The organism is Intestinimonas sp. RTP31139st1_F5_RTP31139_211217, assembly GCF_040226735.1.
GTDB classification, from domain to species: domain Bacteria; phylum Bacillota; class Clostridia; order Oscillospirales; family Oscillospiraceae; genus Intestinimonas; species Intestinimonas butyriciproducens.
Genome location: NZ_JBCOAQ010000018.1, coordinates 14,937 through 29,981, shown reverse-complemented (window position 1 = coordinate 29,981; position 15,045 = coordinate 14,937). Strand labels below are relative to the sequence as shown.

The following is a 15,045-nucleotide window of genomic DNA, read 5'->3' as shown; positions in this document are numbered from 1 at the left end:
TATGTCCTTACGCCACCGGTTTGGCGGCGATGTACAGCATATCGCTTCCACCTTCCTCCTCGGGGAAGGCGCCGTACATGGAGAAATTATACAAAAACCGCTCGGCGGGGATCACACCGTAGCCATCCTGATTGTGGTCGGTGGTATCGTAGGGGTCCGCCACCAGGATCACATCGTCCTGCTCGCTCTCGGTGCCCATGGTGTCATAGCCCACAATGACCTGCCAGTGTCCGCCCCAGTCATTCCAGCAGACCATGACCGGGGTCCCCTCGGCCAGCCAGCCCCGGATATCTTCCGTCCAGATCTCCGGCTGATCCAATGTTGTGGTATAAGTAAAGCCGCCTACGCCGTCAAAAATATCCATGGCCTGCCGCAGAGTGGTGCCGGGGTATTCGGCCAGCTCTCCCTCCAGAGGATGCCGCAGCGCCGCCAGGGTCTCCTCGTTCCAGTCGCCCAACTCACCATACCAGTTGAGCACCATGAGGGCCGAGGTGACGCCGCAGGCCCATTCGCTGGTCTGCTGCATGGTCTGGAACCGGCTGAGTACGGTGAGCGTTTCGGTAGACTCCAGATGGTACACATCCGGGTGGGCGAAATAGGGGGAGTCCTGATGGTCACCCAGGCGCTCTGCCGAGTCTGCGCCATCTTCCGGGGAGAGGTCCACAGCGTAGGGGATCTTCATTTCATCCGTAAAATTTTCCTTGCTCTCGGCACTTTGAGCCGGTGTGTCAGAGTTGGCGCAGCCTCCCAGCAGCGTGAGGGCCAGGGATAGGGCCAGCGCCAGTGTGACGGTTCTTTTCATCTCTCGATCTCCTTTTTCTTCCGATTTCACGCCGGCCTCTCCGGCGCGTTGCTTTCCATTATAGGGGCTTTCTCCGCCTCCCACAATACATACTTTTTCCACTTTTTGCGCCCCGGCTTTTTATGGAATCAGCAATTTAACAAAAAGCGGGCCTCCGTTCTGCGACGGAGCGCCCGCTCTTGCCCGTTTTCATCCGCCCAGGGTCATGCCCTGTCCCCCCAGGCCGTCCTTATCCAACATTCGCTCCAGTACCTCCACATCGGTGGCAATGTCCATGGCGTCATCCTGGAACAGTCGGTCCAACTGTTTTTCAAAGCCGTCCACCACCTTGTCCATCATGCCCTCGATGCGGCTCTTGGCGGCCTTGATGTTCTCCCCTTCGATCCCCTGGGCCTCCATCTGGGCGTAGGCCCGCAGGATCTTAAGGGTCGTGGGTAGGTAATAGCTCAAAAAGCTGCGGAGCTGCCCCTCCTTATCAGGCTTTTCCCGGAGATAGACGAAAATCTTGCTGGTGATCTCGCCGATGTGATCGATCTTGGCGGACATCACGGCGTCGGCAATGGCGTCGTTAACCTCCCGGATCTCTGTGAGCACCGCCTCTTCCCGCTCCATCCCCTTGGGAGGCTGCGCTTCCTTTTCCGGCTCCGGCGGCGGGTCCTGGATGCCCTCTGCCGTGAGTACCAGCCGTCCTGCTCCCATATCCAGATAGCCCATTGGGATCACGCCTTCATCCAGCATATCCTGGAGATCTCCGCACACTCTGCGGACGGACAGCCCCATAGCCTGAGCCAGAATGGCTACCGGGATGGCATCCCGCTTGCCGATCAGCGCCATGTACTTGCGGTACCGTTTTGCCTTCTTGCTCTTGGTGACGCCCAAATACATCAGAAAGAGCCCCACACCGCAGAAGGCCAGCGGAGTAAAAATGTCGCCCAGGCTGGCCAGGAGACCGCCCCGGGAGAGGGCGCTGAAGAACTCGTCGGCGGCACCCAGCGCAAAGATACCCGCCATGATGGCGCCACCGATGGTAAATCCCCTTCCGGGGTCCCGGTCCGGCTTTCGGACATACTTCTTTTTCTTTTTGGGATTCTGATTCACGACCTGCGCCTGGCGGTAGTACCTCCGCTCTCCTCCAGTCTGGGACGCCTCCCGCTGGAGATCATAGGGATGGCGGCTTCCCTGCCGCCGTCCTCCCTTTCCGGTGATCCCCATCAGCTTGAGCACCAGCAGCACCACGCCCACCGGCGGAAAGCAGACCAAAAAGATCAGCACCGGGATCCACTCGCTCAGATCGCCGTCGTTCCCGTTGTCGGGGCCACCGTCCCCATCATAGCCATAGTCGTATTTGCGATCCTCGGGCATACCCGTTTCCCTCCAACACCGGTTGATCTTCCCACATGGCCGCTCCGCGGGGCGGCCTCTTCCCCATGCCTCCCTCGGGGAACAAGGGCAACAAAACAGGATAATCATACATCGAAAAACGGAAAAAGTAAAGCGGGGCGGCGGGGCATTTCCTCCGGGATTTCAGAAAACCGGTGGTGTAACCGTTCTGTAATTGCTTTTTTCCCGGCGGGACCGTATAATGTACAATGATTTGTTGTAGGCAAACGCCTGCACTGACAGTTTGGAGGCAGACACCATGGAGGAAAAGAAACCGGGCAAGCGCCTGGCTGTGGGGGCGACCAAATCCCCCGGAGCCAAGCGCGGTCTGATCATTGTTGGGGCCGTAGCGGCGGCGCTGGCCGCCGCCTATGTGGCCCTGTGCGCCTGGGTGGGAACCACCAGCGGCAACCCGCTTCCCGGCACCGCCGTCGCGGGCGTGGACATTGGAGGGCTGTCCTTTCCGCAGGCCCAGGAAAAACTGGAGCAGGAATTCTCTCGGAGGGCACAGTCCCTCTCCCTCACCGTGGCCGGAGACAGCCAGGCCTATCCCATCCCAATCGGCGCTGTGGAGGCCGACGTACTCCAGGCCGTTACCGATGCCGACTCCTGGCCCAGGGCGCACGGCTTTTTCGCCCAGGGCGCCTATTTTCTCAAGAGCCTGATCGTCGGCCACGATGTGGAGGTATCCGTCGGCTTCACCGCGACCGGAGAGGCTCAGGTGGATGACATTCTGGCCGGGATCGAGTCTGAGCTGGGCGGCGTGGTCCAGGAGACCACCTGGTCCGTGGAGGGTGACGAGCTGGTGTTCCACCTGGGGAAGCCGGGCAGGGCTTTCGACCTGTCCACAGTCAAGAGCGACATTCTCGCCCACTTCTCCTCCGGAGACACCACCCCTCTGGAGCTTGCCGCCGAGACGACCGATCCCGCCGCTGTGGACCTGGAGCAGGTCCACAGCGAGGTCTGCACTGAAGTATCCAACGCCTCGCTGGACCCTGAAACCTTTGAGATCACTCCCAGCGTCACTGGCTTGGACTTTGAGATCAGCACAGCCTCCGCTGCCCTGGAGGGCGCGGCCTGGGGTTCCGATGTATCCGTTCCCCTGGCTGTCACAGAGCCCACGGTGTCCACCGAGAGCCTCCGTGACCTCCTGTTTCGGGATGTCCTAGGCTCCGCCACCTCTAAGGTGGGCGGTTCGGCCAACCGAAAATCCAATGTGGCGCTCGCCGCCTCCACCTTCAACGGGCGCATCCTGCTCCCCGGCGAGGTTTTCTCCTATAACACCTCTACCGGCAGCCGCACCGCTGAAAAAGGCTACAAAATGGCTCCGGTCTACAAGGGTGGCAAATCGGTGGACGAGATCGGCGGCGGGATCTGCCAGCCCTCCTCCACCCTGTATCTCGCCACGCTCAACTCCAATCTGAAAATTGTGGAACGGCACCACCACACTTACGCCGTGGGCTATGTGCCGGACGGAATGGACGCCACCGTCTACTACGGCAGTCTGGACTATCGATTTGAAAACGACACCGACTACCCCATCAAGCTGGTATCGGAAAGCTATCAGAAGGGCGGCGCCACCTATCTCACCGTCACCATTTATGGCACCAAGCTGGATGACCTCACGGTAAAAATGACCAACAACGTCTATAACTGGGTCAGTTACGAAACCGTCTATCAGGTGGATGCCTCTGTTCCCGCCGGCACCGTAAAAGAGGGGCAAAACGGCTATACCGGCCGCAATGCCGACACCTATCGGAACCTCTATGACGGCGACGGCAATCTGGTGAGTTCCACCCTGGAGACCACCAACAAATACAAGGTCCGTGAGCGCATCCTTCTGGTCAATCCTGCGGATGCCAACCAGTACGGTCTAAACGCCGACGGAACACCCTATACGCCTCCCGCCGCCACCCCCACTCCGGCGGCCACGCCCACCCCCTCCGCCAGTACGGCTCCGGCTCCGGAGACCTCCGCCCCGGTCACCGATGCCCCGGCGGTCACAGAGACGCCGTCCCCCGCAGAGTCCGCCGCTCCTTCTGCGGAGCCGTCGGACACCCCGACGGCCGACCCCACCCCTGCGGTGCCTGATATCGGTATTCCCATCGTATCCGCGGCTCCCTCCGAGGAGTCCGGCGGACAGGCGGAAGGCGGTGCGGCATGAATGGACCCACACTGACGCGCCGCATCCTGAAGGCCCGGGCGAAGCGGACCATCGCCCGCTTTTCCCGTCCCTGCATCGCGGCCGCCTGCCTTCTGCTGGCCTTTACTGTGCTGGCCCGGGCGTTCTCGGTCTATGCCGGAGGCGCGCTCTATTATCTCATGCTGGATATCCGGCAGTTCCCCATGGAGACGGGACTGTGGCGAGCCGATCCCACCCTGATGACCACACTGATGTCCATGCTGGGGCTGGAGCGGCTGGGAGACCTGGGCGGCATGGTCTTTGCCCTGAGCGACGCCGTCTCCGGTCTTGTCATCGTCCTGCCAGTGGCCTGGCGCCAGCTGATCAACTTGGTCGTCATTCAGGGCATCGTCTTCCTGGTCACCGTCCCTCTGCAATACGGCGTTCTGACCCAGTTCCGCAGTATTCTGGAGGGCCGCCCCGCTCCCTTCCGTAGCGTGCTCCGCTGGTACCTCGACCTGCACCTTACAGGCAAGGCCCTGGCGGTACAGGTGCTGCTGACCCTGTGGCAGTGGGCCGCGCGGCTGGTGTGCATAGTGCCCGGCCTTCTCTGCCTCATCGCCGGTTCCGCCTTTCCCAATGGGGAGTGGATGCTCCTGCTCTCCTCATCCCTCTCCATCCTCGGGATGCTGGGAGGCTATTATCTCTATATGCTCCTCCTCCCCGCCCGCTATCTGCTGGCCCAATCGCCCGGTCTCTCGGTCAGGCAGGCGCTCTCCCGGGGCTTCCGCCTGCTCACCGGCCGCCGTGGGGACTATTTTAAACTCAACCTCTCCTTTCTCCCGCTCCAAGTCCTCTCCATGGTCCTGTGGAACATCCCAAACCTGTACCTCGTTCCCTATATGGAGCTTTCAAACTACCTCTTTCTGGATCCTCCGCCTGACCCGGAGGCTCCGCCTGTGGCGCTATAACGGACCAAGAAGAGGCGGCGCGGCTTTTAGAAAGCTGCGCCGCCTCTTCTTTATACCTGTGTTTTACCGTCCATCTGCTCGCCGCCGAACTGGTACTCATACCGGACCTCCACCGGCTCCTCCCGCAGCGGTTCCTCCGCCCGGAGGCCCTCCTGCCAGGTGATCACAGCCTCGCAGCCCGCGTCCAGGCCGGGGATCTCCACCCCCGCGCCCGGCTCCTCCATGGGCTGGCTCAGGCCATTGATGCGAACGGAGCCCTCCAGGAAAGCACTGGTGCCGCCGGAGACGACGACCCGGTCCATCGGCAGGGACGAGCGGTTATATACCGTCACGGCATACAGCGCCCGGTCGCCGGAAAACCAGGTCCGCCGATGGGCCTCCACCTCCACAAAATGGAGCCGGACAGGCCCCCGGATCTCCAGCTCCCCCAGCAGACGGCGGCCGCCCTCCACCGCGTCCAGCCTCACCTTGCCCAGTCCCCGGCACTCCAGGGGCTGAGGCCGGTCAAAACAGAGCTCACAATAATCCATACTGTATCCCTCCGTTCTCAGTCTATGCGGGATTTTGTCGTTCCGTGCGGCCGGGTTCTGTGGTACAATAGGAAAGACCGGCGGGCGGCTTGTCCTGGGCGGCTCCGGCGGCAGACTCCGGGAACATGCAGGGAGGCATGACAATGTTTCAGGGATTTTCCAATGAGACCATCGATTTTATGTGGGGCATCCGCTTCAACAATGAAAAGGGCTGGTTTGAGGCCCATAAAGCGGAATATCTCCAGTATTTTTACGAGCCGTTGAAGTCGCTCAGCCGGGAGGTCTATGCGGCCATGTGCGAGGCGTACCCCGACCTGGGCCTCATTTCCAAGGTCTCCCGCATTTATCGGGACGCCCGGCGTCTCCACGGGCGGGGCCCCTACAAGGACCGTCTGTGGATGTCTATTGAACAGCCTGTGGAGGAATGGACCAGCCATCCGGTCTTTTGGTTCGAACTTGCGCCCGAGGGTTACTCCTTCGGTATGGGATACTACTCCGCCCGCCCGCTGACCATGGCCAAATTCCGCGCCCGCCTGGACCGCGATCCCCGTCCCTTTGAAACGCTGGTCCGCAGGTTTCACCATCAGGATCGCTTTGTGCTGGAAAGCGAGTGCTATAAGCGTCCCAAGGGCCATCCCGGCGCGCTGCTGCAGGACTGGTATAACAGCAAGAACTTTTCCCTCATCTGTGAGCGGAGCCACGACGCGCTTCTCTTTTCTCCTGACCTGGCCCGGGAGCTCATCGAGGGCTTTACTGCCCTCATGCCCATGTATTTGTACTTCTCATCCCTGGATGGAGACCCGGAGCCCGGGGAGGGCGGACGCGCCTCCACCGGGCAGGCGTCCCATCAGGATCTGCATAAAATTTGAAAAAATTGTATGACAACAAATTTTGCCCGCCGGACATACTGTTTAGGAATGAACAGATGAAAGGCGGGCGTTTTTATGTCCAAATCCCCCTGGTCACCGGGCTGGTTTACGGCCTTGATGGCCTTTCTCCTTACTGTCGGGACCGCTGCCCCCTGGTTTGCCTCCGTTCTTGCCCTCACCGCTCCGGCGGTGTATGCCGACGCGGCCGAGTCCCTGCCGGAGGACGACGGCGCGCCCGCCGCCGAGACCGGTCAAAAGCTGATTGCTCTGACCTTTGATGACGGCCCTCGCCGCTCCACCACCACCGCTCTGCTGGACGGTCTGGCCCAGCGGGGCGTCAACGCCACCTTTTTCCTGATCGGAGAACAGCTTGTCAACAACGAGGATGTGGTCCAGCGCATGGACGCGGAGGGACACCAAATCGGAATCCACACCTTTGACCACGTAAAGCTCACCGGTCTCTCCAAGACCGATTTCGACGCCCAGGTCGACAAGACCCGTCAGTGCCTTCTCCGTATTCTGGGGCACAACGACTTCCTTCTGCGCCCGCCCTACGGGATGACCGACCAGGGCGTCAAAAAGCACGCCGGCTGCCCGATCATCCTCTGGTCCGTAGATCCGGAGGACTGGCGGGATCAGAATACCGCCCGAGTCGTCCAGCAGGTGGTCTCCCAGGCCAGGGACGGCTCCATCATCCTCATGCATGATATCTTCCCCGAGAGCGTAGATGCCGCCCTCCAGATCGTGGATCAGCTCCACGCCCAGGGGTACCTGTTCGTCACCGTCGACCAGCTTTTTGCCGCGAGGCACATCCCCCTGGATGCGGGAAAGACCTACAGCGACGCCTACCCTTAACGTCACGCCATAGAAAAAGCCCTCGGACGGGACGTCCGAGGGCTTGCTTTTGGAAGGCCTATCGATACATGCTCAGCCATATCGCGGCAATGACCGTCAGGCAGAATCCCGTCATACCCGGATTTACCACAAGCTGTCCCCAGGTCTCTCCGTCTCCCCAACCGGCTCTGCGGGCAGCCTCGTCCAGCATGTCCCGGTTATGCAGTGTCCACTGGAAGGCACAGATCATGGACCCCAAAACCAGCAGGGAGAGGCACACATCCGCACCCTGTCCCAGCAGACGCGCAGCGGGGGTCAGGCCAGCAGAGACCGCATTGACCCCGGCATGGAGCAGCATGGTGTACCGGACGCGCCCGGTGTGGAGGTATACCCCGCCGAACACCAGCCCCACCGAAAAGGCATAGAGCATCTGGTACAGGTTCCCGTGCACCAGTGCGAAAGCCAATGCGGAGACCACCAAGGCAAACCCCTCTCCCCAGGGGCGCAGCCGGTCCATCAGCGTCCTGCGGAAGAGCAGCTCCTCTGCCGCAGGAGCCAGAACACAGCCCAGCAGCAGATTCAGGACCACCGGCTGGTCCGCCATCTGTTCCACCGGGTTGAAGATGGGGGCGCCCCTGGCCGTCTCCAGCGCTCCCACCAGGGTCAAGGTGACCAGATTGGCCATGTAAAGCCATCCCAGGCTCACCAGCCACAGCACACCCAAGGTCTGTCTGCTCAGATCCCGCAGTTCCCCCGGCCCCTCTCCGGGCAGGGTGCGCAGGATCAGGAGTGCGGCAGGAAAGGCCGCCCCATAGCTGGCCAGGGCGGCGATCACAAAGCTCACGCCGCTGTATGCCAGCCAGGAGGGCGCCATCCGCTCCACCAGAGCCAGGATGGGATATTGTACCGCCACCTGGAGGACCATCAGTGCTGCCAGGGCCCAGCCCACCCTGGAAAAAGCCCTCCGTGCCTGCCGGGTCTCCTCATCCCCCTGGAGAAACGCCCATATCTCCTCCATATGCTCCCCCCTCCAGATAGTTTGCGGCTGGAGCGCGTTGGCGCTCCAACCGCAGTACAGGCTCTGTTTATCGAATGGCCTTGGAATCCACTTCCTCGTGGAGCTTGGCGATAAAGTCGCCGCAGCTCATGGCGCCCAGGTCCTCCCCGGTACGGTGACGGACGGACACGGTCTCGTTTTCCATATCCCGGTCTCCCACCACCAGCATATAGGGGATCTTTTCCATTGTGGCCTCCCGGATCTTCTTGCCGATCTTCTCGTTTCGGTGGTCCACCTCTGCCCGGAAGCCCTGGGCGTCCAACTCGGCGGCGACCCGGTCGGCATAGTCGGAGGCCCGGTCAGTGACCGGGAGCACCTTTACTTGGACGGGGCTGAGCCAAGCGGGGAAGGCGCCGGCGAAGTGCTCGGTGATGACGCCGATGAACCGCTCGATGGAGCCCAGTACCACCCGGTGGATCATGACTGGGCGGTGCTTCTGGCCGTCCTCGCCGGTATACTCCAGCTCAAACCGCTCGGGCAGCTGGGAGTCCAGCTGGATGGTGCCGCACTGCCAGGTCCGGCCCAGGGAGTCGGCCAGATGGAAGTCCAGCTTGGGGCCGTAGAAGGCGCCGTCGCCCTCATTGATGACGAACTCCTTGCCCATGGCAGTGATGGCGGCCTTCAGGATGTCCTGATTGCGTTCCCACTCCTCCACGGTGCCGATGTGGTCCTCGGGCATGGTGGAGAGCTCGATGGTGTAGCTCAGGCCGAAGGTGGAGTAGACCTCGTCAAAGAGGCGGACGGTCTCCTGGATCACGTCCTGCATCTGATCCCGGGTCATGAACACATGGGCGTCGTCCTGGCTGAAGCAACGTACCCGGAAGAGGCCGTGGAGGGCGCCGGAGAGCTCGTGGCGGTGGACCAGACCGATCTCGCCCATCCGGAGGGGCAGTTCCTTGTAGGAGTGAGGCTCGCTGGCGTAGACCAGCATGCCACCGGGGCAGTTCATGGGCTTGACAGCGAAGTCCACATCGTCGATGACGGTAGTATACATGTTGTTCTTATAGTGGTCCCAGTGGCCGGAGCGCTCCCACAGCTGGCGGTTGAGCATGATGGGAGTGGATATCTCCATATAACCGTACTTCTTGTGGACCGCGCGCCAATAGTCCAGCAGCGTATTGCGCAGCACCATGCCCTTGGGCAGGAAGAAGGGGAACCCGGGGCCCTCCTCCAGGAGGGTAAAGAGTCCCAGCTCTTTGCCCAGCTTGCGGTGATCCCGCTTCTTGGCCTCTTCGATGCGCTGGAGGTAAGCGTCCAGCTCATCCTTCTTGGGGAACGCGATGCCATAGATCCGCTGGAGGGTCTCCCGGTTGGAGTCGCCCCGCCAGTAGGCCGCATTGCAGGCGGTGAGCTTGATGGCGTTACCCTTGACCCGTCCGGTGGAATCCAGATGAGGTCCGGCGCACAGGTCGGTAAACTCCCCCTGCCGATAAAACGAGATATGGGCGTCGGCTGGGAGATCGTTGATAAGCTCCACCTTGTAGGGCTCACCCTTCTCCTCCATGAACCTAAGGGCCTCCTCCCGGGGCAGCTCAAACCGCTCCAGCTTCAGCTTCTCCTTGCAAATCTTCCGCATTTCGCCCTCGATTTTTTCCATGATCTCAGGGGTAAAGGGGAAGGGCGAGTCCATATCGTAGTAAAACCCCTCGTCAATGGAAGGTCCGATGGCCAGCTTCACCTCCGGATACAGGCGCTTCACCGCTTGGGCCAGGATGTGGGAGCAGGTATGCCAGTAGGTTTTCCGGTATTCCGGGTTTTCAAATGTATACTCTTTGTTTTCTTCGCTCATGGTAATTCCTCCTTGTATTGGGGTAGGGGCGATAAAAAACGTCTCACCCCTGAATCGAATTCCAGGGGTGAGACGCAGACGGTCCCACGGTTCCACCCTGCTTGCGCCGCCCTAAAAGAGCGCCGCCGCTCGTGTCCTCTGTAACGGGAGGACCCGGCCCAGCCTACAAAACGCTTCGGTGGGCGGCTCCGGGGTGGTTTCAGTTCCATACAGACTGACAGGCGCGCTTTCAGCCGGTGGCGCTCCCTCTCTGTGCCGCTGAGATGGACGTTGTCCCCATCATTGCCTTCATAACGGGGACACTATATCACCAAATCCCCCGGATGTCAAGCATCTTCCGCCCCTTCTGCGGGGACGGGCCGCCTTTCAGGCGCCGCGGCGGGCTCCCGCAGAGGAAAGGGCGCCGGACAGAGCCGGCGCCCTTTGGCGGAGCATGGAAACAGATGGATATCCTCAGGCAGCCGCCTCAGCGGTCACCGGGGTGGTAATGGCGGTCCGCACGGCGGCTACCTGCTCGGCGGTGAGGCCCACGGTCCCCATGAGGTAGGTCTCAGCGGCCTGCCGGAGGTCGGCCTGCTTCATTTCCTCCTCGGTCTCGGTGCCGGTCAGGGTGCACAGGGTCTTGATGATGTTGCTGTTGGCGATGCTGTACCAGCGGTCGGAATGATGCTCTACATGGTAGTAGTTTTCATAGGAGAGCATATAGTCCTCCACGATCTCTTCCGCCTCAGCGCCGCCCAGGGCCTCCAGGAGGGCGGCGACAAAGCCGGCCCGGTCTTTGCCCTCGTTGCAGTGGATGAGATAGGGGCCCTCATTGTCGATCAGGTACACAAGGCCGGTCTTCAGCTTGGCATTGAATTCCTCAGCGGCAAAGTCCACACCCATGTCCAGGGGCGCCACATTGAGGGTGGCGTAATAGGTGCCGGCATAGCCCTCATAGGCCTCCAGGACCTCCAGGCTGTCGGCCAGGTTGAGGACCGTCTTGATCTCTGCGGCCTCGGCCAGCTTGTCGGCATAGCTGTTGCGGCCCAGCTCGGGATTCACCGGACTGGAGGAGCGGTAGAGGATGCCGGCGGGGATATCTCCCATGACCACGGGACGGAAATTGGCAAACACCTCATCAGAGGCGTAGTCGTCCCGCTCATTGGTACGCAGGGAGTCGATGTTGCGGATCTCGTACTCCTCCAGGTAGCCGGCTTTCTCCGCCATAGTGAACTCCAGGTAAGAGCCCACCTCGGCGCCATAAGTACCGGAAAAGTTACCCATGTTGATGGCCACGGTCACATAGCCGTCCCCGTCGGCGAGGATGACCACATTCCCGTTGTCCACGTTGCTGTATGCGTCGCCGTAGGGGGCCTGCACAGTGGTGTCGCCCACGGTGACGTTCAGAATGTCGCCCAGCTCAAAACCGGCGCCGGCAAACTGATAAGCGGGGATATTGGTGGTGACATTGCCGTACTTGCTCACGCTGGTGACGCCGGCGCCGATGCCGCCGTTAAAGGTATTTTCCAGGAAGCCGATGCCGGCGTAGATGGCGTCGGTGAGGGCGGTATCGTCTCCGGAGAACACATTAAAGGTGTGATCACAGTTTTCAATGAAATAGGTGCGGGAGTTCTCATTCTTGGAGGCCGCCACGATCTGATCGGCGTTGTCCGGAGTCACGGTGGTGTCGGCCAGGCCGTTGATGGCCAAAATGGGGCCGGTGATCTTGGCCACCTCGGCGGCCTTATCGGTGCTCAGAGACTCCTCGAACCAGCGCAGGCCCAGGGGCAGGGGATCGCGCCAGTCGAAGGTGAGCTCCACAGAGCCCTCCTTCTTGGCAGTCTCATAAGCAGCGTCGTAGTCCTCAAAGAAATTGGCCCCACTCAGACGCATGGCGCCCGCCCAGGTGATCACGGCCTTGAAGGTGTCGGGATACGCGGCGGCGGCCAGCAGAGCGTTGGTGCCGCCCTGGCTCCAGCCCATGACGGCCAGATTGTCCAGCTTCAGCTCTGCGGTCAGGTAGTCCGCGGCCGCCTTGGCGTCAATGTTGGCCGAGGTATAGCAGTAGTCGCTGTAGGACGCGGTGGAGTCGCCGTTGCCCATAAAGTCGATGCGCAGGGTGGCGAGGCCCTGGAGTGCCATCAGGGGGGCGGCTGTGGCATAGCCGTTGCCCGCCTCGTCCTTGTTGGAGCCGGTGCCGTGGAGCATGACCACCGCGGCGTAAGCGCCCTCGTCAGGCACCGTTAGCACGCCGGGAATGGTGTGGGCGGGGATGCCGTCGGTCTCGGGCACCTCGATCTCCACGTAGGTCTCGCTGTAGCCGGAGGACAGCTTGGCGTAATTCATAAGGATGGTGGCCAGTTCGGTGCGCACGGCGGTGCCGTTGGGATCCAGCAGGTTCCCCGGCTTGCCGCCGATGATGCCCGAGCCCACGGCCACGCGCATGCCGTCTGCGGCCCAATCGGCCACATCGGCCACGTCGGTATAGGCGCTCAGGTCGCCGTCCGTCACGATCTTGCCCTCCAGCTCGGCGTAACGGGCAAAGATGGTGGCGATCTCAGCGCGGGTGATGGCGCGCTCGCCATAGAAGCCGCCGTCAGTGGGAACAACGGCCAGTCCCACTTCCTCCGCCCAGGCGGCGGCGGACGCATACCACTTGCCCTCCACATCGGCAAAGGTGGTCTCGCCCACCTCGGGCTTGCCCTGCGCGTTGTACAGCGTCTGGAACACCGTGGCGCGGGTCACCATGCCGTTGGGGGTGAACACCTTGGCCTCGGTGCTGGTGGAGCCCATGATGCCGTTCTCGATGACATAATGCACCGCCTCGGCGTACCACGCATCGGCATCCACATCCGCCCAGTCGGCGGTCTCGGGCTCCTCAGGAGTCTCGGCGGGCGTGCCGGTCACTTTGATCCGCCCCTGTCCGACGGGGTCGGCATAGTCCTCGCTCACCACACCGCCCAGCTCATCCACGATGTAGTTGATCAACACCTGGTTGTCGATCATCACACAGTCCTTCAGCAGCGGGTCGTCCTTGAACATCACGAATCCGTCGCCGCCGGACTTCAGCATATAGTTATGGGACGCCAGCGTGTAGGTCTTCTCAGGGTCAATGGGCGCGCCGTTTACCAGCACATCCTTTACCCGGCGCTCACCCTCCACCTTCACGAACTCCTTCTCGTCGTTCAGCACCACGCTGGAGGGGATGCTGGTATCGATTGTGTAGGTGAGCCCGGACACCTGCAGGAACCCTCCGTTCTCCTCAGGCGTCACCCGCGCGCCCATCTCCAGCGCGTCCAGGATGTCCTGGCCCGTGGTCTCCACCACGCACGCCTCGTTTCCGAAGGGATGCACGTTGATGATCTGCTCATAGGTGATGTCTCCGGCGGGAATGTCCGCGCGTACGCCGCCGCCGTTGACAAACGCCACGTCCGCGTCCAGCATCACACGGTATGCGTCGGCGCACAGGTCGCCCAGATTGGTCTCCGCGCTCCGCACCGCGCGCTCCCCCGTAACAGGGTCCTTGGTGGTCAGCTCCACGTCGGTCTTGGCCACCACTTTTTTCAGCACTTCCGCAAATTCGTCGTTGATGCCCTTCACAAAAGCCGCCGTGGCCTCATCCTCCGCCGCGCAGTCCTTCGCCGCCACCAGCTCGCTGGTGATTTCGCCCGTCGCGGTGTCGATGACTACCTTGCCCAGGTTCTCCAGCTTCGTGCCGGTCTGGGCCACCACCACGTCCTCACCGTCCTTGTTCTTCTCCGTCTTTTCAAAGGTGCTGTGGGAATGGCCGTCGATCAGCACGTCGATGCCGGTGGTGTTTGCGATCACCTCCGTAGAGGTCCATGGGGAGCTCTGCTCATCGATGCCCAAGTGCCCCAACGCCACCACATAGTCCGCGCCCTCGGCCCTCGCCGCGTCCACGGCCTTCTGCACCGCGTTATACAGGTCCGCGCCCTCGTTCCCCTGGCAGAAGCTGTAGATATAGTTTCCCTCTGCATCCTGGAAGTAGGTCGGCGTCGACTTTGTGAAGGACTCAGGCGTATCGATGCCCACATAGCCCACCTTCACATCCCCATAGGTCAGCACCTTGTACCCTTCCAGTACAGGGTTCCCCTCCAGGTCCGTAAAATTGGCGCACAGGTACTCGTACTCCGCCTTCTCCTTTGCCAGGCTCAGGAAGTTTTCCATCCCGTAGTCGAACTCATGGTTTCCCGGGATGGCCAGATCGTAGCCCACCTCGTTCATGATGTCCACGATGTATGCGCCCTTGGACAGCGTCCCGATGGGGCCGCCCTGGATCGCATCGCCGGCGTCCACCAGCGTTACGTTTCCGGCGCCGTACTCGGTCTCCATCGCCGTCTTATACGCGGCCACACCCGCGTATCCCATGTTGGTGACTTCCCCTTCTTCGTTCTTCGCCTGATCGATCCCGCAGTGCACATCGTTTGTGTGCAGGATCACGATCTTTCCGCCTTCGCTCTCTTCCGCAGCCAGCGCTGGCGCCGCCATCGTGATCACCATGGCAAACGCCAGGAACAGCGAGAGCATCTTCTTTTTCATTGACCTGTTTCCACCTTTCTTTTCCACGTCTTACATACCATTTACCTGCATGGTACGGATATTTATAATAGTAACAAAACGGTGACAAGAATACAAGCACCGACCACAGATTATTTTCGATCTCCAGGCTCAGAAAAGGGGTCCGGAGC

The 15,045-nt window shown here is 61.3% G+C and carries 10 protein-coding genes; 4 read left to right on the top strand and 6 right to left on the bottom strand.

Annotation, left to right across the window (positions count from 1 at the left end; genetic code table 11):
* Nucleotides 1-7: 7 nt before the first annotated feature.
* Both ABUA09_RS11565 and ABUA09_RS11560 read right to left on the bottom strand, forming a co-directional pair.
* Complete coding sequence (locus ABUA09_RS11565; protein ID WP_033118103.1) at nt 8-802, bottom strand: C39 family peptidase; 795 nt, start codon at nt 800-802, stop codon at nt 8-10.
* A gap of 189 nt (nt 803-991) precedes the next feature.
* Nucleotides 992-2,164, bottom strand: coding sequence for a 5-bromo-4-chloroindolyl phosphate hydrolysis family protein (locus tag ABUA09_RS11560; RefSeq protein WP_033118104.1), 1,173 nt, complete (start codon nt 2,162-2,164; stop codon nt 992-994).
* 277 nt (nt 2,165-2,441) lie between these two features.
* Here ABUA09_RS11560 and ABUA09_RS11555 point away from each other — a divergent pair, with 277 nt between their 5' ends.
* Both ABUA09_RS11555 and ABUA09_RS11550 read left to right on the top strand, forming a co-directional pair.
* Nucleotides 2,442-4,346, top strand: a complete 1,905-nt coding sequence (locus ABUA09_RS11555; protein WP_279202618.1) for a VanW family protein — start codon at nt 2,442-2,444, stop codon at nt 4,344-4,346.
* The gene (locus tag ABUA09_RS11550; RefSeq protein ID WP_208319838.1) at nt 4,343-5,275 is read left to right on the top strand and encodes a DUF975 family protein; all 933 of its coding nucleotides are present in this window, start codon (nt 4,343-4,345) and stop codon (nt 5,273-5,275) included. Before ABUA09_RS11555 ends, ABUA09_RS11550 begins: the two co-directional genes overlap by 4 nt.
* A gap of 50 nt (nt 5,276-5,325) precedes the next feature.
* On the opposite strand, the gene ABUA09_RS11545 is transcribed toward ABUA09_RS11550, so the two are convergent.
* A complete protein-coding gene (locus tag ABUA09_RS11545; RefSeq protein ID WP_033118106.1) occupies nt 5,326-5,805 on the bottom strand; it encodes a hypothetical protein in 480 nt (159 codons plus the stop codon).
* Nucleotides 5,806-5,948: 143 nt separating this feature from the next.
* Here ABUA09_RS11545 and ABUA09_RS11540 point away from each other — a divergent pair, with 143 nt between their 5' ends.
* Nucleotides 5,949-6,674: a DUF2461 domain-containing protein gene (locus ABUA09_RS11540; protein ID WP_052082723.1), complete on the top strand. Its 726-nt coding sequence runs from the start codon at nt 5,949-5,951 to the stop codon at nt 6,672-6,674.
* Between the two features lie 75 nt (nt 6,675-6,749).
* A complete protein-coding gene (locus ABUA09_RS11535) occupies nt 6,750-7,529 on the top strand; it encodes a polysaccharide deacetylase family protein (protein ID WP_052082724.1) in 780 nt (259 codons plus the stop codon).
* Between the two features lie 58 nt (nt 7,530-7,587).
* On the opposite strand, the gene ABUA09_RS11530 is transcribed toward ABUA09_RS11535, so the two are convergent.
* From ABUA09_RS11530 to ABUA09_RS11520, 3 genes are all read right to left on the bottom strand, one after another.
* On the bottom strand, nt 7,588-8,526 hold the full coding sequence (locus ABUA09_RS11530; protein WP_058118452.1) for a CPBP family intramembrane glutamic endopeptidase: 939 nt from the start codon (nt 8,524-8,526) through the stop codon (nt 7,588-7,590).
* A 67-nt stretch (nt 8,527-8,593) separates the two neighbouring features.
* Entirely contained in the window at nt 8,594-10,354 is a 1,761-nt protein-coding gene (thrS, locus tag ABUA09_RS11525) for a threonine--tRNA ligase (RefSeq protein WP_195608623.1), read from the bottom strand.
* A gap of 453 nt (nt 10,355-10,807) precedes the next feature.
* Nucleotides 10,808-14,896: an alpha/beta fold hydrolase gene (locus ABUA09_RS11520; protein WP_279202612.1), complete on the bottom strand. Its 4,089-nt coding sequence runs from the start codon at nt 14,894-14,896 to the stop codon at nt 10,808-10,810.
* Between the last annotated feature and the right edge of the window lie 149 nt (nt 14,897-15,045).

Bases quoted from the DNA above. Each gene is read 5' to 3' on its own strand.
- ABUA09_RS11530 (WP_058118452.1), bottom strand. From the start codon at position 8,526: ATGGAGGAGATATGGGCGTTTCTCCAGGGGGATGAGGAGACCCGGCAG.
- ABUA09_RS11565 (WP_033118103.1), bottom strand. From the start codon at position 802: ATGAAAAGAACCGTCACACTGGCGCTGGCCCTATCCCTGGCCCTCACG.
- ABUA09_RS11540 (WP_052082723.1), top strand. From the start codon at position 5,949: ATGTTTCAGGGATTTTCCAATGAGACCATCGATTTTATGTGGGGCATC.
- ABUA09_RS11520 (WP_279202612.1), bottom strand. From the start codon at position 14,896: ATGAAAAAGAAGATGCTCTCGCTGTTCCTGGCGTTTGCCATGGTGATC.
- ABUA09_RS11555 (WP_279202618.1), top strand. From the start codon at position 2,442: ATGGAGGAAAAGAAACCGGGCAAGCGCCTGGCTGTGGGGGCGACCAAA.
- thrS (WP_195608623.1), bottom strand. From the start codon at position 10,354: ATGAGCGAAGAAAACAAAGAGTATACATTTGAAAACCCGGAATACCGG.
- ABUA09_RS11560 (WP_033118104.1), bottom strand. From the start codon at position 2,164: ATGCCCGAGGATCGCAAATACGACTATGGCTATGATGGGGACGGTGGC.
- ABUA09_RS11545 (WP_033118106.1), bottom strand. From the start codon at position 5,805: ATGGATTATTGTGAGCTCTGTTTTGACCGGCCTCAGCCCCTGGAGTGC.
- ABUA09_RS11535 (WP_052082724.1), top strand. From the start codon at position 6,750: ATGTCCAAATCCCCCTGGTCACCGGGCTGGTTTACGGCCTTGATGGCC.
- ABUA09_RS11550 (WP_208319838.1), top strand. From the start codon at position 4,343: ATGAATGGACCCACACTGACGCGCCGCATCCTGAAGGCCCGGGCGAAG.